The sequence below is a fragment of the Pseudomonas sp. MYb541 genome (assembly GCF_037479595.1).
Taxonomy (GTDB): Bacteria; Pseudomonadota; Gammaproteobacteria; order Pseudomonadales; family Pseudomonadaceae; genus Aquipseudomonas; species Aquipseudomonas canadensis.
Genome location: NZ_JBBGYS010000004.1, coordinates 173,669 through 190,434, shown reverse-complemented (window position 1 = coordinate 190,434; position 16,766 = coordinate 173,669). Strand labels below are relative to the sequence as shown.

The following is a 16,766-nucleotide window of genomic DNA, read 5'->3' as shown; positions in this document are numbered from 1 at the left end:
CACCATTGTCATCGCAGGCAAGCCAGCTCCCACATTGGGTTCTGCGTTAGGCTTTTGGCAGTGCCATGCCCTGGCCCATCTGCACCGGAGTACCGGCCACCAGCTCTTCAGCCCACTTCACCTGATCCGGCCCGAACAGTACGATTGCGGTCGAACCCAGCTTGAAGCGACCCAACTCCGCACCTTTTTCCAGATGAATCGGCGCACGTGCAGCCTCGTCGTAGCGGAAGGTTTTCAGCTCGCGCTTCGGCGGTGTCACCAGGCCGGCCCATACGGTTTCAATCGACGCGACGATCATCGCGCCCACCAATACCACGGCCATCGGGCCGCGTTCGGTGTCGAAAATGCAGGCAACGCGCTCGTTGCGCGCGAACAGTTCAGGTACGTTTTCAGCGGTAGTCTGGTTCACCGAGAAGATGCGACCCGGGATGTAGACCATCTCACGCAGCGTGCCGGCCAGCGGCATGTGCACCCGGTGGTAGTCCTTCGGCGACAGGTAGATGGTGGCGAAATCACCGCCCATGAACGGCGCTGCTACGGCCGAATCACCACCTAGCAACTCCAGCACGCTGAAGCTGTGGCCCTTGGCCTGGAACACCCGGCCATGCTCGATCGGGCCCAGTTGGCTGACCGCACCATCGGCAGGGCTCAACACCGCGCCTGGGGTTTGATCCAGTGGGCGCGCGCCGTCTTTCAGGGCGCGGGTGAAGAAGGCGTTGAAGTGCTCGTAGGCGGTCACGTCTTCAACCAGGGCCTGGGACATGTCCACTTGATAACGCTTGGCGAACCACGTGGTGAACGCATTCTTGAACCAGCGCACACGGCATTCGGCGATGCAACCGGCCAGGCGCGACAGCAAGTGGTGCGGCAGCAAGTACTGGCTGAGGATAAACAACTGCTTTTTCATAACTGTCCTTAAACCTTAAATCTCGACGGGGGTGTCGGGGTGGTTGCCCCATTCGCCCCAGGAACCGGCATAACCTTTGACTCGCGGATAACCGAGCGCCTTGGCCACCAGGTAGGTGAAGCCAGAGCGGTGGTGAGTCTGGCAGTGGGTGATGATTTCTTTGTCGCGGGTCAGCCCCAGGTCTTCGAGGATCTGCGGCATGTCGCGGCGGATACGCAGGTTGCGCGCCTTGTCCATGCCGGCGGTCCATTCGAAGTTCACGGCGCCGGGGATGTGTCCGCCTTTGGCTGCGAGGACCTTTTCGCCGGAGTACTCCAGCGGGCCGCGTGCGTCCCAGATGCCCAGGTCGGCAGCGCCCAAGCGGCTTTGCAGGTATTCGCGGGTGGCGGTGGGACCGTCGTGCAGCGTGAGGCTGACCGGGCCGCCGGCGGGGGCGGGCACGTCGGTCGAGACCGGGTGCTTTTCTTCCAGCCAGGCCAGCAGGCCGCCGTCCAGGTAGTGGTACTTCTGGTGGCCGATCACGTCGAGCATCCAGATGAATCGTCCGGCCCAGCCACCGCCTTCGTCGTCGTAGACCACGTAGGTGGCGTCCGGTGTATGGCCCAGTTCGCCGAACAGTTTCTCAAGATCAGCCTTGTTGGGCAGCAAGCCGGGTGCCGGCGGCTGGCCCAGTTGGGTGCGCTTGGGGTCAACGAAATGCGCGCCGGGGATATGCCCTTCGGCGTAGCGGGCGGCACTGGTGAGGTCCACCAGTATCAGGTGTTCGGCCTCGAGGCGACCAAGCAGGTCGCTGGATTCGATCACCAGCGGCAAGCCAGAGAAGTCAGGCATGTGAGGTCTCCTGGGCACAAATGTTGGCGATAAAAGACGGCGATTGTAGCGCAAGCATCAGGCGCTGCGGTTGGTAAAGCAGTGCAGGGCTTTCTCGATGCATTGGGCCGTTTTGCCGAAGGCCTGCACGGTGGTTTCCGAGAACGGCCCGCCGCCCTGGTCGGCCACCATCAGCATCACCACCTTGCCATTGCAGCTCAAGGAGCGCAGCAACAGATGTTCGCCGGTGAACAGGCGGCGCAGGATCGGCGGCAGCAAAGCCGAAAACTGCGCGTGGTTTTCAGGGTTGAGGCGTACTTGGGCGGACTTTTCCAGCAAGCGCTGCAGCAACGTACTGTTGACCACATCCAGGCTCAAATTGGCCGCATCCTTCGGCAGGCCATCGGCCTGGTGCACACGCAAGGTGCTCATGGCGCGGTCAGCCATCAACAACATGACCCGCTGCATACCACTGGCCACCAGGGCCTCCTTGGCGCAGGTGGTCAAGTGCATGGCGTTGGCAAAGCGGCTCGGCTCTACCAGCAGCTCGGTGCAGCGCTTGCGCCACACGGCCAGAGCCTCGGCAGTGGGCGGCGGCGCTGGGAGCAGGCCGCGATGAATCTTTTGTACATGCCACGGCCAGATCAGCGACAGCGCCGGGTGCCAGAGGTCGGGCATCAAGGCGGTGCGGGCGCTGGTGACAGCCTGTTGGTGGACCAGTTGCTGCACCTCGCCCAAAGGCTGTTGCAGGTACAGCGCAGTGAGCAATTGCCAGCGTTCGGTGTGCGGGCAGGTCCAGGACTCCTGGGCCGACATCGCCAGGCCGTTGGCCAGCAGCACGGTGTTGGCTGGCTGGTTCAACCAGCGGCGCAGATTGGGTTCGGCGTCGAGCAATTGCTGGTGGCGCAATGGGTCGTCTTCGCGGGCGATGTGCAGCGCCTTGACCAGCAAGCGTTTCTCGCTCATCAGCAGCTTGTAGCCCTGGGATACCCAGATCGGTAAGTGCCAGGCTTCGGTCAGGGCGACGCACAGGTCCAGCAGGCGCACGCCGAACAACGCTTGCTCGACCTCGCGCGCCGATTGGCCTTTGTGGATCACCCGCAGTTCCCATTCTTCGAGGAGTTTGGGGTAGGCGACCGCCATCGGCCACAGCGGCGACAGAAACAGCAGGCTGCCCCAGTGAATGTCCTGCCACAGTCGCGCCAGGCGGCTGCCGAACAAACCGTTGGCTTGCTGCGAAGCGTGCTGGCTCACCAGCAACAATTGGCGCAATGCCACAGGAATCTCGTTGGCCGGCACCGAGGGCAGGCGCGCCAGCAGTTCTTCGGCGCGCTTGAGGCCCAGGCGATTAAGTGCCACTTCGAGGTTTTCCGCCGGTTCCGCCAGGCTGCCATGGGTGTGGCTGTTGGCCTCGCGCATCACGCTGAGCACGAGCGCCGGGCTGCTTTGCATCAGCTCGGCAATATCTCGCAATGAACTGCGGCTGTCGCGGATGCCTTTGCACACACGGTCGTGGCTGGCCTGGGGCACAGGCAGCAGCACATCGTCCAGGCGCTTGACCCAAGCGGCGAGAGAGGTCGGTTTTGCAGTTGGGACTGTCGTTTCATTAGCCATGATAGGGGCGCGATCATCACTTGCGGTCTACACGCCCGGAGCGGGCCGAACTGGCTTTTCGCCTTAACGGGCTATAGTCTGGCGCAGTTTTGCCGATAAGTAGAACAAGAGTTTTCTGCTACACCCAATATGTCCATGAACCCGACGGCGCAAGTACTCATCCCCTATGGCTAAAATTATCGGCATCATCGTCGTCATCGCAAGCGTGCTCGGTGGCTACGTCCTGTCCCACGGTAAAATTGCTGCGTTGATCCAGCCCTTCGAAGTGCTGATTATCGGTGGTGCGGCGTTCGGCGCATTCTTGCAGGCCAACCCCGGCTACATGACCATGCACGTGGTCAAGAAGTCCCTGGGCATGTTCGGTTCGCGCTTCACCCACACCTTCTATCTGGAGGTTCTGGGCCTGGTCTACGAGATCCTCAACAAGAGCCGCCGCGAAGGCATGATGGCCATCGAGGCCGACATCGAAGACGCAGCCGCCAGCCCGATTTTCGCCAAATACCCGGCCGTGCTCAAAGATGAGCGCATGACCGCCTACATCTGTGACTACCTGCGCATCATGTCCTCCGGCAACATGGCCCCCCATGAGCTGGAAGGCCTGTTCGACATGGAGTTGTTCAGCCTTAAAGAAGAGCTGGAGCATCCCTCCCACGCTGTGACTGGCATCGCTGACGGTATGCCGGGTTTCGGTATCGTCGCGGCGGTACTCGGTATCGTGGTGACCATGGCGTCCCTGGGTGAGGGCGACCAGGCTGCCATCGGTATGCACGTCGGTGCGGCACTGGTCGGTACCTTCTTCGGTATTCTCGCGGCCTACGGCTTCTTCGGCCCGCTGGCCACCTCCCTGGCCCATGACGCCAAGGAAGAAATCAACCTGTACGAATCGATCAAGGCCAGCTTGGTCGCCTCAGCCTCCGGCATGCCGCCGTCGCTGGCGGTGGAATTCGGCCGCAAGGTGCTGTACCCGAAACATCGCCCAAGCTTCACCGAGCTGGAACAAGCGGTTCGCGGTCGCTAAGCCATGGAAAACAACCAGCCGATAATCATCAAGCGCGTCAAGCGCTTCGCTGCGGGGCACCATGGCGGCGCCTGGAAAATCGCCTTCGCCGACTTTGCGACGGCGATGATGGCGTTCTTCCTGGTGCTGTGGCTGATGTCCACCGCTACGCCGGAACAGAAGATCGCCATCGCGGGTTACTTCAAAGACCCAATTGGTTTCTCGGAAAGCGGCACGCCCTTCGTGATCGACCTGGGCGGTTCGCCGCAGTTGGCGCCTGAGCGCACCATCAACCCGGAAGTCCAGACCGAATCGCCCCAGGAAAAAATCCCGATCGAGCGCGATACCGTTGAATCCATGGCCGAACAGGTCGAGCAGGAACGTCTTGAACTGTTGCTGCAAGAACTGCAGACCAAGGTTGAGGAAAACCCGCAACTGCTGAAATTCAAGGACCAGATTTCCTTCGAGATCACGCCTGAAGGTTTGCGTATCCAGATCACCGACGCGGCCAACCGGCCGATGTTCGACTCCGGCAGCGCGCGCTTGAAGCCGTACTTTGAAGACATCCTGCTGGCCATGGCCGACACCATCAAGGCAGTGCCGAACAAGATCAGCATCAGCGGCCACACCGACGCCAAGCCGTACGCGGGCCAGGGCGACTTCGGCAACTGGGAGCTCTCGGCCAACCGCGCCAATGCCGCTCGCCGCGCGCTGGTAGCCGGCAGCTATCCGGACCCGCAAGTGGCACGGGTGGTGGGCTTCGCTTCATCGCAGTTGTTTGATCATCAAGACCCGTTCAACCCGGTCAACCGCCGGATCGACATCGTAGTGCTGACCAAAAAGGCCCAGCGTGCGATTGAGGGTGATCAGCCGCCAGCGCCGCAACCCACCCAAGGTTCAGGCGCGCCTGGCGAAGTACCGGTCGACCCGAACGCCATTCCGCCAGGGCAAGAGCCGCTGCCGGCGCATGAGCTGCGCCAGAAGCTGAATTTGTTTGATGATGGTGGGGTGAAGGATCCTACGGTGCCTGGTACGGGTTCGTAAGCTTCACATACGACAAGGCCGCGATGATCGCGGCCTTGTTGTATGTGGGTTATTAGTATCCGCGACGAACCCGGTTTTTGAGTTGGCTGTGGAAGAGTTCGGCGTTCTGCTTGTAGACGCTGCGCATGGATTCGTTGGCAGAGTCCAGAACCGCCGAACGCTTAGTGGTTACCTCTTCGCGGTAGGCATCAATGAAAAAACTAATATCGTTGTCACTGGTTAGCTTTGGCCATTTATCTAGGTATAGAGGTAGCTCGCTGGAGCCTGTTTTGAAAGAACAGATGCGTCGATTGCTGATCGTCGCCTCGCCAATTTCAAACGGCACCCACCAAGATCGCGCGGTTTGTTCGGAAACCACCGCCAGAAGATGAGTGCACTCGGTGATGCGTCGTGTGATGACACCCGTAATATCGTCCGTGGTCTGTGACTCTGCATCCAGTACATCAATATAGGTTTTGATGTTCGCCTGTGATAACCGTGCGTTGATAGCCATGGCTTGGAGGCGATCGGTATGCCGGTAGCTGATGAATACTGGCATCAGAGGTGTCCTTTGATGGCAAGTTCGCGGTAGTAGGTGCCCAACGCTGTGAGGCGGCAGCCGGTTGAATTGATGGCGGCGTAATACATATGCTCGGCGTCAACGGGTTCTATCAGGCTGTGGCGATTGCACTTTTGCAGTTGGGAAAAAATTTCCCCGTTGTCAGGGTCGAACTCGCTGGCGGTGGGCTCGTAACTGGGATCAAGGGGGAACACGTGGCTGGCCTCTGGGAACCAGTCCTTGAATTTACGTAGCGTCTCCTCCGCTATAAGGGGGGCGACCTCGCGTAACGGGACAAACTGCGAGACATTGGTTTTGAATACGGGACGCTGTTCCCAGGCACCGAGTGCGTTATCTACGAACGAATACACGCTGCCTGGTGTGACTTTGCCTAGAACGTTTGCTGCTCCACCGTGCAAAGCCTGCAATAACAGGCCCGTGAAGACACCGTGGCCGCCGGTCTCCAACGCTGACTGGTGTTGCTTGCAGGCTGTGAGAATGGTCACGCCCTCGCCAAGTACGCTTGTGCCTGCGCGCAGGCCACGCATGGCTCCGGCGGCGCCTGCCTGGCAGCAGTCGAGAATGATGATTTTGTTTTTTATCCCTGTGGCGTTAGTTGCCCAGTTCAAAATATCGCTGATGCGAATCCCTTCGCCACCGGGTTCATAGTCTTGAGGAATCAATAATCCCTCGTCGATGTCTGTATCGAACTGGCCATGCCCGGCGAAGTAAAGAAGGGCAACGTCGCAATCGCCGGAAAACAGGCTTTGGATATGCTGCTTCATAGTGCTGAGTGTGAGGCGGTTTTCTGCAGAGGTCATGATCTTATTATTGAAGTTTGGCCTGCCGTTCGCGTGGCGCTCCAATAGCGAGGCCATGGCCATAGCGTCGTTATTGCATCCTGATAACGGTGAAACATGCTGGTAGTTGTTGATGCCGATGAAGAGTGCCTTGCGCATGGTCAGGCTTCCGTGTTCTGGCGAATAGCGTTGACAATGCTGTTAGTGTTCCAAGCACATTCTGCTGTGGCGGCTTCACGAACAACTGAGGAAATGCGTTCAGCCCCAAACGGCTTGATCGCAATAATAATTTTGCCCATGCGCTGGGCAATTTCAATTTCCTTATTGATCCACTTGCTGTAAGTGGAGTACATGCCCGCCATAATCAGTACCGCCGAGCAGGGGCGAATCTTGTTTTCAATAGCGGCCTCCAGTTCTTGGTCCGTTTGTGCACCGATGATCGGGTTTTGTGGGGGGACTGAAAAGTTTTTAAAGTTGAAGGTTGGGTGAGCCGTCAGCAAGTTCACCAGCTTGTCGTGAGCGTCTGAGTAACTCCACGAGTGGCTGATAAACAGATGATAAGTTTGCATGGGATTCCCTTGTGTCATTTCGTGCGGAACACTGGCGGTATCGGTTGAAGGCGCCAAGAGTTCGAAATGTAAGGGAATAAATGCGGAAGAAAACTGTGGCAGAAATAAAGAGAATGTTCCCTCGCCTACCGGGCTATATGTCCTACAGAGCATTCTTTGTTAGGTAAGGTATTCGCAATGTAGGACGAATAGCTCTTCAGAGCTCCCCGGCCCAAGGGCCAGGGCTATTACGGGAGTGTTTAATAAGCTGTTTCAGGCAAACTCGCAATAATCGACCGATAGCTATTCATCCGCTGCTGCTGCAGACGGCCATCCTCTAGCGCCTTGAGCAACGCACAGCCCGGCTCGCGGTCGTGTTTGCAGTCGCGGAAGCGGCAAGTGCCGATCAGGTCGTTGAACTCGATAAAGCCCGCTTCCACATCGCTGCGGCTGACGTGGCCGAGGCCGAATTCGCGGATGCCTGGGGAGTCGATCAACTCACCGCCGCCGGGGAAGTGGAACAACCGCGCGGTGGTGGTGGTGTGGGTGCCCTGGCCGGACAGTTCCGACAGCGGGCCTACGCGGGTGTCGACTTCCGGCAGCAGGCTGTTGACCAGCGAGGATTTGCCCACGCCCGACTGGCCGACAAACACGCTGATGCGCCCGTCCAACTGCTGTTGCAGCTGTTCCATGCCATTGCCGTGATGCGCCGAAACTTCCAGCACCGGGTAACCGAGCGTGCGGTATACCGCGAGCAGGGCATTCAGCGCGGGGGCGTTTTGCTCGTCGATCAAGTCAAATTTGTTCAACAGCAACAGTGGGCGAATGCCAGCGTGCTCGGCTGCGACCAGATAGCGGTCGATCAGGTTGGCATGCGGCTCCGGCAGCGGCGCGAACACGATCACGATCATGTCGACGTTGGCCGCCACCGGCTTGAGCTGGCCACGGCTGTCCGGGCGGCGCAGTTCGGTGGTGCGTGGCAACTGGGCAACGATCACGCCGATGCCTTGGTTGCCGGCGCGCCAGACCACTTTGTCGCCGGTGACCAGCGCCGGCAGGTTGGCGCGCAGGTGGCAACGGGAGACCGAGCCCGCGAGTTCGCCTTCCAGCGCCTCGACTTCGACCTGCACACCAAAGTGCGCGATCACCAGGCCCGTTTGCTCGGGGCCCAGGTCGCCGCCTTCAAGCGCTTCTACGGCGGAGGATTCACGTTTGGCGGCGCGAGCGGCGCGTTCACCTTGAATCTTTTCGATGCGCCAGTTTTGGCGACGATTGAGCTGGCGTTTGGCCATTGGTGTTCCGTGTCGATAATGCAAAAGTTGGGTAAAACGGTGGCGAGTCTAGCACGCCCCCGCCTGCTAAACTGCGCAGCTACGCCAAGGTGCCAAGAGAATCAAGCCATGCAAAACCCACAGAACCTGATTTGGATCGATCTGGAAATGACCGGTCTGAACCCCGACACCGATGTCATCATCGAGATGGCGACGATTGTCACCGACAGCAACCTCAACACCTTGGCCGAAGGTCCGGTGATCGCCATCCACCACAGCGACGCCGTGCTCGCCACCATGGATGAGTGGAACACCCGCACCCACGGCAACTCCGGCCTGACCCAGCGCGTACGCGACAGCCGCGTCAGCATGGCCGAAGCCGAAGCCGAAACCATCGCCTTCCTGGAAAAGTGGGTGCCCAAGGGCAAGTCGCCGATCTGCGGCAACAGCATCTGCCAGGACCGTCGTTTCCTTTATACGCATATGAAGGCGCTGGAAAGCTACTTCCACTACCGCAACCTGGATGTGTCCACGCTTAAAGAGCTGGCCGCGCGTTGGGCGCCGGAAGTCAAAGACAGCTTCCATAAGGGCAGCACTCACCTGGCACTGGACGATATCCGCGAGTCGATTGCCGAGCTGCAGCATTACCGCAAGCATTTCATCAAGGCTTGATCTGGCCCTGTAGTGAGCGGGCTTGTCCCGCGCTGGGGTGCGAAGCAGCCCTAATTTAGCCAACACGCACCTACAAACGGATATCATCGCTGGCTTTTGGGGGCTGCTACGCACCCCAGCGCGGGGCAAGCCCGCTCACTACAAAATCGCAAGGATCGCCCTCATGCTGCTGATGCTCTACCTCATCGCCATCACTGCCGAAGCCATGACCGGCGCGCTGTCGGCCGGGCGGCGCGGCATGGACTGGTTTGGTGTAGTGCTGATCGCCTGCGTCACAGCGTTGGGCGGTGGTTCGGTGCGCGACGTGCTGCTCGGGCATTACCCGCTGACCTGGGTCAAACACCCGGAATACCTGGTGCTGACCTCGATTGCCGCACTGGTGACGATCTTTATCGCACCGCTGATGCGTCGTCTGCGCTCGTTGTTCCTGGCGCTGGACGCCGTGGGCCTGGTGGCGTTCACCCTGATTGGTTGCATGACCGCGTTGGAGATGGGCCACGGCATGCTGGTGGCGTCGGTCAGTGGTGTGATCACTGGAGTTTTCGGTGGCATCCTGCGAGACATCTTCTGCAACGACATCCCGCTGATCTTCCGCCGCGAGCTATACGCCAGCGTGTCGTTCCTCGCCGCCTGGTTCTACATGCTCTGCCTTTATCTGGAGCTGCCCAGTGAACAGTCGATCCTGCTGACCCTGTTCAGCGGCTTTCTATTGCGGCTGCTGGCGATCCGTTTTCACTGGGAAATGCCCAAGTTCGTCTACAACGACGACGTGCACTAGCGCGTAGCGTGCTGGTTCAGCGCCCATTCCACATGTTCACGCACCAATTCCGACGGGTAATCCCGGCGCGCCTTCAAGGCCTCCAACACTGGAATGCTCGACGGCGCATTGCCCAGGCCCACCGCAAGATTGCGCAACCAGCGCTCGTAGCCGGCGCGACGCAGCGGTGAGCCTTCGGTGCTGCTGAGGAATTTATCCTCGTCCCACATAAACAGTTCGGCCAACTCCGCGTTATCCAGATTGTGGCGTGGCTTGAAATCGCTTTCAGCGGTAGGGCGGGCGAAACGATTCCATGGGCATACGATCTGACAGTCATCGCAACCGAAAACACGGTTGCCGATCAGGGGGCGCAGCTCCTCGGGGATCGCGTTCTTCAGCTCGATGGTCAGGTAGGAAATGCAGCGTCGGGCGTCCAGTACGTAAGGGCCGACGAAGGCATTGGTGGGGCAGATATCCAGGCAAGCAGTGCAACGGCCGCAATGTTCGGTGCTGTGGGGCGCGTCGATCGGCAGCGGCAAGTCGACAAACAGCTCGCTGAGGAAGAAATAGCTGCCGGCCTTGCGATTGAGGACCAGGGTGTTTTTACCGATCCAGCCCAGCCCGGCTTTTTCGGCGATGGCTTTTTCCAGCACAGGCGCGCTGTCGACAAAGGCGCGGAAGCCGAAAGGGCCGATCTGCGCTTGAATGCGGTCGGCCAGTTGCTGCACGCGCTTGCGGATCAGCTTGTGGTAGTCGCGGCCCAAGGCGTAACGGGAGATATAGGCTTTTTCCGGCTTGGCCAGCAATTGGGCCATTTGCGTATCGCCCGGCAGGTAGTCCATGCGCAGCGACACCACGCGCAAGGTGCCGGGCACCAGTTCGTCGGGGTGGGAGCGTTTGCTGCCGTGGGCGCCCATGTATTCCATCTCGCCGTGGTAGCCCGCGTCGAGCCAGCGTTGCAGGTGCTGCTCATGCTCGGCCAGGTCCAGGCCGCTGATGCCGACTTGTTGAAAGCCCAACTCGCGGCCCCAGTCTTTGATCGATTGGGCGAGGGCGGGAAGATCGGACGTAATAGCAGGCATGAGACACGGGAAACCACAGGTTAGATGCGTATAATTCTGCCAGACATCGGAGCTTGAAGACGCATGCCGCAGACAAAACACGCAATAACCGACGTACAGCCCCTGTTGCACGGCCATCTGCCGCAACTGGCGGCGCGTTCCCCGGACGCCCATAAAGGCCAGTTTGGCCACTTGTTAGTCATTGGCGGCGACCGCGGCTTTGGCGGCGCAGCCTTGCTGAGTGCCGAAAGTGCCTTGCGCAGTGGTGCGGGGATGGTGTCCCTGGCGACGCGCCTGGAACACGTGTCGGCCGCTTTGGCCCGCTTGCCGGAAGTCATGACCGTCTGCGTGAGCTCGGCCAATCAACTGATGGGCCTGTTGGAAAAGATCTCGGTCATTGTGATCGGGCCTGGGCTGGGTGATGCGTCCTGGGGCAAAAGCCTGCTGTCCGTCGCCGCCAACGCGAAGCAGCCACAAGTCTGGGATGCCGACGCCTTGAACCAACTTGCCAGTGGCGGCGTCAGCTTGCCGGCCAACTGCGTGATCACCCCGCATCCAGGGGAAGCCGCGCGGTTGCTGGGTATTTCGACAGCCGAGGTTCAGGCCGATCGTCTTAAGGTGGCGCGCGCGTTGAGTCAGACATTCAATGCAGTGGCTATCCTCAAGGGGGCTGGAACTTTGATTGCCAGTCCGGACGGACGTGTTTCACGGTGTGACCAGGGCCATCCAGCGATGGCAGCGGCGGGGCTTGGTGATGTCCTGGCCGGTCTGGTGGGCGCGTTGCTGGCCCAGGGCATGCAGGCTTATGAGGCAAGCTGCCTGGCGGTTTGGTTGCATGCCACGGCGGGCGATCGCCAGGGCACCTTTGGTCGCGGCTTGGCTGCCAGCGACTTGATACCCGCCATTCGTCAATTGCTGGAGGAGCAGTCGCCGTGTCTGAAGTAATCCTTTTCCTGGCTGATGAAGAAGCCATGGTTGCGTTCGGGCAACGCATTGCGCAGGTGACGGCCGGAGCCGGGCTGATCTTTCTGGAAGGCGATTTGGGGGCGGGCAAGACCACGCTGTCCCGAGGGATTATCCGAGGGTTGGGTCATACGGGAGCAGTAAAAAGCCCTACGTTCACCCTGGTAGAACCCTACGAGATCGGTGCAGTACGCGCCTTCCACTTTGACCTCTATCGTCTGGTGGACCCCGAAGAGCTGGAATACATGGGTATCCGGGATTACTTCGATGAAGATGCGTTGTGCCTGATCGAGTGGCCAGATAAAGGCACAGGCTTTTTGCCAAAGCCTGACATGACCATTACCATTACGCCGCATGAGCATGGACGTCAGTTGAAGTTGTTGCCCCAGAGCGCGCGCGGCGAGTCTTGGTGCGCCGCTTTGGCATTGGAATTCAAATAATTGGTGGGGTTAGGTATGCGCTTTCGCGCGTTGGTTGCTGTCGTGGGGGTGTTGCTTGCGGCAATGACTGTCAATGCTCTGGCTGCTTCTCAGGTGAAGAGTGTTCGCCTGTGGCGAGCGCCGGATAACACGCGACTGGTGTTCGACCTGTCTGGCCCGGTCCAGCACAGCGTCTTTACCTTGACGTCGCCTGATCGCCTGGTGATTGACATCAATGGCGCGACCCTGGCCGCGCCGTTGAAAGTGTCCACCGCCAACACCCCGATTACCGCGATGCGCTCGGCCCAACGCACGCCGACCGACCTGCGTGTTGTGATCGACTTGAAAAAGGTCGTGACCCCAAAAAGCTTCTCCCTGGCGCCCAACGCCCAGTACGGCAACCGACTGGTGGTCGACCTGTTCGACAACGCCGCCGATGCCAACCCGCCGCCTGCACCGCCTCCAAGCGTCGCGACGGTGCCGGCTGTGCCGGTCAACCCGTCGCAACCGCAGGTGAAGCTGCCTCCGCCGCCACCGGCTCCGGCCGGCAAGCGTGACATCATCGTAGTGATCGACGCTGGTCACGGCGGTGAAGACCCGGGCGCCTCCGGTTCACGCGGCCAGCATGAAAAAGACGTGGTACTGGCGATCGCCCGTGAACTGCAGCGCCAGATCAGCGCGATGAAAGGTTATCGCGCTGAGCTGACCCGTACCGGCGACTACTTCATTCCGTTGCGTGGCCGTACCGAAATCGCCCGTAAGAAGGGCGCCGACCTGTTCGTCTCGATCCATGCCGACGCCGCGCCGTCTACTGCGGCCTTCGGTGCCTCGGTGTTCGCTCTGTCGGATCGCGGCGCGACGTCCGAAACCGCGCGCTGGCTGGCCGACAGTGAAAACCGTTCTGACTTGATCGGCGGGGCCGGCAACGTCTCCCTCGATGACAAGGACAAAATGCTCGCTGGCGTGCTGCTCGACTTGTCGATGACCGCTTCGCTGACGTCCAGCTTGAACGTCGGTCAGAAAGTCCTAAGCAATATCGGCCGCGTGACCTCGCTGCACAAACAGCGCGTAGAACAAGCAGGATTCATGGTGTTGAAGTCGCCGGATATTCCGTCGATCCTGGTAGAGACCGGGTTTATCTCCAACTCCAATGAAGCCTCGAAGCTGGCCAGTGCCAGCCACCAGCAAGCGCTGGCGCGTTCCATCAGTGCCGGTGTGCGCCAGTTCTTCCAGCAGAATCCGCCACCGGGCACCTACATCGCCTGGCTGCGCGACTCCGGGAAAATCGCCCAAGGCCCGCGCGACCATCGCGTACAGCCCGGCGACACCCTGGCCATGCTGGCTGTGCGTTTCCAGGTGTCGGCCGCTACCTTGCGCAGCGCCAACAACCTGAAGACTGATGAATTGAAAGTCGGCCAGGTGTTGACCATCCCTGGCACCGAATTGGCGGCGCAGTAATGAGCGACTCGATCCTGGATAACGGCTCACGCATCGAACTGCTCAGCCCGCGCCTAGCCAACCAGATTGCGGCGGGCGAGGTTGTGGAGCGTCCGGCATCGGTGATCAAGGAGCTGCTGGAAAACAGCATCGACTCCGGCGCCAAGCGCATTGATGTCGACGTGGAGCAGGGTGGCGTCAAGCTGCTGCGCGTGCGTGACGATGGCAGCGGTATCTCGTCCGACGATCTGCCGCTGGCCCTGGCCCGTCACGCCACCAGCAAGATTCGCGACCTGGAAGACCTTGAGCGGGTGATGAGCCTGGGCTTTCGCGGTGAGGCCCTGGCGTCCATCAGTTCTGTGGCGCGCCTGACCCTGACGTCCCGCACCCGCAGCGCCGAGCAGGCCTGGCAAGTGGAAACCGAAGGTCGCGACATGGCGCCTCGGGTCCAGCCGGCAGCCCATCCCGTCGGTACGTCGGTGGAAGTGCGCGACCTGTTCTTCAACACCCCGGCGCGGCGTAAATTCCTCAAGGCTGAGAAAACCGAATTCGATCACCTGCAGGAAGTCATCAAGCGCTTGGCTTTGGCTCGCTTCGATGTGGCGTTCCACCTGCGGCATAACGGCAAGACCATCCTCAGCCTGCACGAAGCCCACGATGACGCCGCGCGCGCTCGCCGTGTGTCGGCGATTTGCGGGCCGGGTTTCCTTGAGCAGGCGCTGCCGATTGAAATCGAGCGCAATGGCTTGCGCCTGTGGGGGTGGGTTGGTTTGCCGACCTTCTCCCGCAGCCAGGCGGACTTGCAGTATTTCTTTGTGAATGGCCGTGCGGTGCGCGACAAGCTGGTGGCCCACGCGGTGCGCCAGGCGTATCGCGACGTGCTGTTCAACGGGCGCCACCCCACGTTTGTGTTGTTCTTTGAAGTCGACCCGTCGGTGGTAGACGTCAACGTGCACCCCACCAAGCACGAAGTGCGCTTCCGTGATGGGCGCATGGTGCATGACTTCCTCTACGGCACCTTGCACCGCACGCTGGGTGATGTACGTCCGGATGATCAACTGTCCGCGCCGATTGTGACGGCCGTGGTCCGCCCGAGTGGCCCGCAAGCCGGTGAGTTCGGCCCTCAGGGCGAAATGAGCCTGGCGGCCAACCTGCTGCAATCGCCGCAGTCGCAACCTGCCTATACCGCGCCGAATGCTGGCGCCGGCTCGGGTTATCAATACCAATATACGCCGCGCCCTCAATCGGCAGTGCCGGTGGCTGAGGCCCAGGCGGCTTACCGCGAGTTTTTCGCGCCGCTGCCAGGTGCCGAACCGGGCACGCCTGTGGCCTTGCCGGAAGGCGGTGGAGATATCCCGCCGCTGGGCTACGCGTTGGCGCAGCTCAAGGGCATCTACATTCTGGCGGAAAACGCCCATGGCCTGGTGCTGGTGGACATGCACGCCGCCCACGAGCGGATCATGTACGAACGCCTCAAGATCGCCATGGCCAGCGAAGGTCTCAGCGGCCAGCCGCTGCTGGTGCCGGAATCCCTGGCCGTCAGTCAGCGTGAGGCCGATTGTGCCGAAGAACACCACGGCGTGTTCCAGAAGCTGGGCTTTGAATTGCAGCGCCTGGGCCCGGAAACCCTGGCCATCCGCCAGATTCCTGCGTTGCTCAAACAGGCCGAGGCCAACCGCCTGGTCGCTGACGTGCTGGCGGACCTGATGGAATACGGCACCAGTGACCGCATTCAGGCGCATATCAACGAATTGCTCGGCACCATGGCCTGCCACGGCGCCATCCGCGCCAATCGTCGCCTGGCGCTGCCGGAAATGAACGGCCTGCTGCGCGACATGGAAAACACCGAACGCAGCGGGCAATGCAACCATGGCCGACCGACCTGGACCCAGATGGGCCTGGACGATCTGGACAAACTGTTCTTGCGCGGCCGTTGATGAGTGCCTTGCCCCCCGCGATCTTCCTGATGGGCCCCACGGCCGCCGGCAAGACCGACCTGGCCATCGAGCTGACCAAAGTGCTGCCGTGCGAGCTGATCAGTGTCGACTCTGCCCTGGTTTACCGGGACATGGACATCGGCACCGCCAAGCCTTCCAAAGAGCTGTTGGCCCAATACCCGCATAAGCTGATCGACATCATCGATCCGTCGCAGAGCTATTCGGCCGCGGATTTTCGCACCGACGCCCTGGCGGCCATGGCCGACATCACCGCACGGGGCAATATTCCGCTGCTGGTGGGCGGTACGATGCTCTATTACAAGGCTTTGCAGGAAGGCCTGGCGGATATGCCGCCGGCCGACGCCCAGGTGCGCGCCGAGCTTGAAGAAGAGGCTGCACGCCTTGGCTGGCAAGCCCTGCACGACCAGTTGGCCGCCGTGGACCCGGTGTCCGCCGCGCGCATTCACCCCAATGACCCCCAGCGCCTCACTCGCGCCCTGGAAGTCTGGCGTGTCAGCGGGCAGACCATGACTGAACACCGGCTGAAACAAAGTGCGCAAAGTGCTGACGCAGGCGCATCTGGCGCGTCACAATTGCCCTATACTGTGGCGAATCTGGCCATCGCTCCGGCAAATCGCCAGGTGCTGCATGATCGAATTGCACAAAGATTCACAATTATGTTGGAACAGGGGTTTGTGGACGAGGTCGTAGCTCTGCGTTCCAGAGGTGACCTGCATCCAGGGTTACCTTCGATACGTGCTGTAGGCTACCGCCAAGTCTGGGATCATCTGGATGGCAAGCTGACGTCAGCCGAAATGCAGGAGCGCGGCATCATTGCCACGCGCCAATTGGCGAAACGCCAGTTCACCTGGTTGCGCAGCTGGAGCGATTTGCACTGGCTGGACAGCCTGGACAGCGACAATCTGTCACGCGCCTTGAAATACTTGGGAACGGTCTCCATATTGAGCTGAGTCCTTGCAATTGCCGTCTA

17 protein-coding genes are annotated in these 16,766 nt (G+C 60.5%); 9 read left to right on the top strand and 8 right to left on the bottom strand.

Features of this window, described 5'->3' with window-relative positions; translation table 11 throughout:
* Positions 1–46: 46 nt before the first annotated feature.
* Genes asd through WH299_RS04245 form a run of 3 tightly spaced genes read right to left on the bottom strand, consistent with a single transcriptional unit; the run spans position 47 to position 3,331 of the window.
* Positions 47–907, bottom strand: coding sequence for an archaetidylserine decarboxylase (gene asd / locus WH299_RS04255; protein ID WP_123474060.1), 861 nt, complete (start codon positions 905–907; stop codon positions 47–49).
* A 15-nt stretch (positions 908–922) separates the two neighbouring features.
* On the bottom strand, positions 923–1,738 hold the full coding sequence (locus WH299_RS04250; protein WP_339549664.1) for a rhodanese-like domain-containing protein: 816 nt from the start codon (positions 1,736–1,738) through the stop codon (positions 923–925).
* Positions 1,739–1,795: 57 nt separating this feature from the next.
* A complete protein-coding gene (locus WH299_RS04245; RefSeq protein ID WP_068932623.1) occupies positions 1,796–3,331 on the bottom strand; it encodes an HDOD domain-containing protein in 1,536 nt (511 codons plus the stop codon).
* A gap of 166 nt (positions 3,332–3,497) precedes the next feature.
* Here WH299_RS04245 and motA point away from each other — a divergent pair, with 166 nt between their 5' ends.
* Positions 3,498–4,349, top strand: a complete 852-nt coding sequence (gene motA / locus WH299_RS04240) for a flagellar motor stator protein MotA (protein WP_236318619.1) — start codon at positions 3,498–3,500, stop codon at positions 4,347–4,349.
* Between the two features lie 3 nt (positions 4,350–4,352).
* A complete protein-coding gene (gene motB, locus WH299_RS04235) occupies positions 4,353–5,372 on the top strand; it encodes a flagellar motor protein MotB (protein ID WP_122730571.1) in 1,020 nt (339 codons plus the stop codon).
* A 52-nt stretch (positions 5,373–5,424) separates the two neighbouring features.
* Here the strand turns inward: motB and WH299_RS04230 are convergent, their stop codons facing one another.
* The 4 genes from WH299_RS04230 to rsgA all read right to left on the bottom strand — a co-directional run bounded on the left by WH299_RS04230 (position 5,425) and on the right by rsgA (position 8,550).
* Positions 5,425–5,910 carry a toll/interleukin-1 receptor domain-containing protein gene (locus WH299_RS04230; protein ID WP_339549663.1) on the bottom strand — a complete coding sequence of 162 codons (486 nt, stop codon included), beginning with the start codon at positions 5,908–5,910 and terminating at the stop codon, positions 5,425–5,427.
* Positions 5,910–6,869: a caspase family protein gene (locus WH299_RS04225; protein WP_339549662.1), complete on the bottom strand. Its 960-nt coding sequence runs from the start codon at positions 6,867–6,869 to the stop codon at positions 5,910–5,912. The genes WH299_RS04230 and WH299_RS04225 overlap by 1 nt, the downstream gene beginning before the upstream one ends.
* A gap of 2 nt (positions 6,870–6,871) precedes the next feature.
* Positions 6,872–7,279: a TIR domain-containing protein gene (locus tag WH299_RS04220; RefSeq protein WP_339549661.1), complete on the bottom strand. Its 408-nt coding sequence runs from the start codon at positions 7,277–7,279 to the stop codon at positions 6,872–6,874.
* 239 nt (positions 7,280–7,518) lie between these two features.
* Positions 7,519–8,550, bottom strand: a complete 1,032-nt coding sequence (gene rsgA / locus WH299_RS04215; protein ID WP_339549660.1) for a small ribosomal subunit biogenesis GTPase RsgA — start codon at positions 8,548–8,550, stop codon at positions 7,519–7,521.
* A gap of 108 nt (positions 8,551–8,658) precedes the next feature.
* On the opposite strand from rsgA, the gene orn reads away from it, so the two are divergent.
* Together orn and WH299_RS04205 are read left to right on the top strand one after the other, a co-directional pair.
* On the top strand, positions 8,659–9,201 hold the full coding sequence (orn, locus tag WH299_RS04210) for an oligoribonuclease (protein ID WP_010563317.1): 543 nt from the start codon (positions 8,659–8,661) through the stop codon (positions 9,199–9,201).
* Positions 9,202–9,364: 163 nt separating this feature from the next.
* Positions 9,365–9,979, top strand: a complete 615-nt coding sequence (locus WH299_RS04205) for a trimeric intracellular cation channel family protein (protein WP_028615507.1) — start codon at positions 9,365–9,367, stop codon at positions 9,977–9,979.
* Here the strand turns inward: WH299_RS04205 and queG are convergent.
* Positions 9,976–11,040, bottom strand: a complete 1,065-nt coding sequence (gene queG, locus WH299_RS04200; RefSeq protein ID WP_122730575.1) for a tRNA epoxyqueuosine(34) reductase QueG — start codon at positions 11,038–11,040, stop codon at positions 9,976–9,978. The genes WH299_RS04205 and queG overlap by 4 nt on opposite strands.
* A 63-nt stretch (positions 11,041–11,103) precedes the next feature.
* Between queG and WH299_RS04195 the strand changes: the two genes are divergently transcribed.
* Genes WH299_RS04195 through miaA form a run of 5 tightly spaced genes read left to right on the top strand, consistent with a single transcriptional unit; the run spans position 11,104 to position 16,746 of the window.
* On the top strand, positions 11,104–11,964 hold the full coding sequence (locus WH299_RS04195; protein WP_339549659.1) for an NAD(P)H-hydrate dehydratase: 861 nt from the start codon (positions 11,104–11,106) through the stop codon (positions 11,962–11,964).
* Positions 11,952–12,422 carry a tRNA (adenosine(37)-N6)-threonylcarbamoyltransferase complex ATPase subunit type 1 TsaE gene (gene tsaE / locus WH299_RS04190; RefSeq protein WP_339549657.1) on the top strand — a complete coding sequence of 157 codons (471 nt, stop codon included), beginning with the start codon at positions 11,952–11,954 and terminating at the stop codon, positions 12,420–12,422. The genes WH299_RS04195 and tsaE overlap by 13 nt, the downstream gene beginning before the upstream one ends.
* A gap of 15 nt (positions 12,423–12,437) precedes the next feature.
* Positions 12,438–13,859 (top strand): N-acetylmuramoyl-L-alanine amidase, encoded by a 1,422-nt coding sequence (locus WH299_RS04185; protein WP_028615511.1) that lies wholly within the window; start codon positions 12,438–12,440, stop codon positions 13,857–13,859.
* On the top strand, positions 13,859–15,775 hold the full coding sequence (mutL, locus tag WH299_RS04180; RefSeq protein ID WP_032864089.1) for a DNA mismatch repair endonuclease MutL: 1,917 nt from the start codon (positions 13,859–13,861) through the stop codon (positions 15,773–15,775). Before WH299_RS04185 ends, mutL begins: the two co-directional genes overlap by 1 nt.
* Positions 15,775–16,746 (top strand): tRNA (adenosine(37)-N6)-dimethylallyltransferase MiaA, encoded by a 972-nt coding sequence (gene miaA / locus WH299_RS04175; RefSeq protein WP_095014472.1) that lies wholly within the window; start codon positions 15,775–15,777, stop codon positions 16,744–16,746. The genes mutL and miaA overlap by 1 nt, the downstream gene beginning before the upstream one ends.
* The last annotated feature ends 20 nt before the right edge of the window (positions 16,747–16,766 follow it).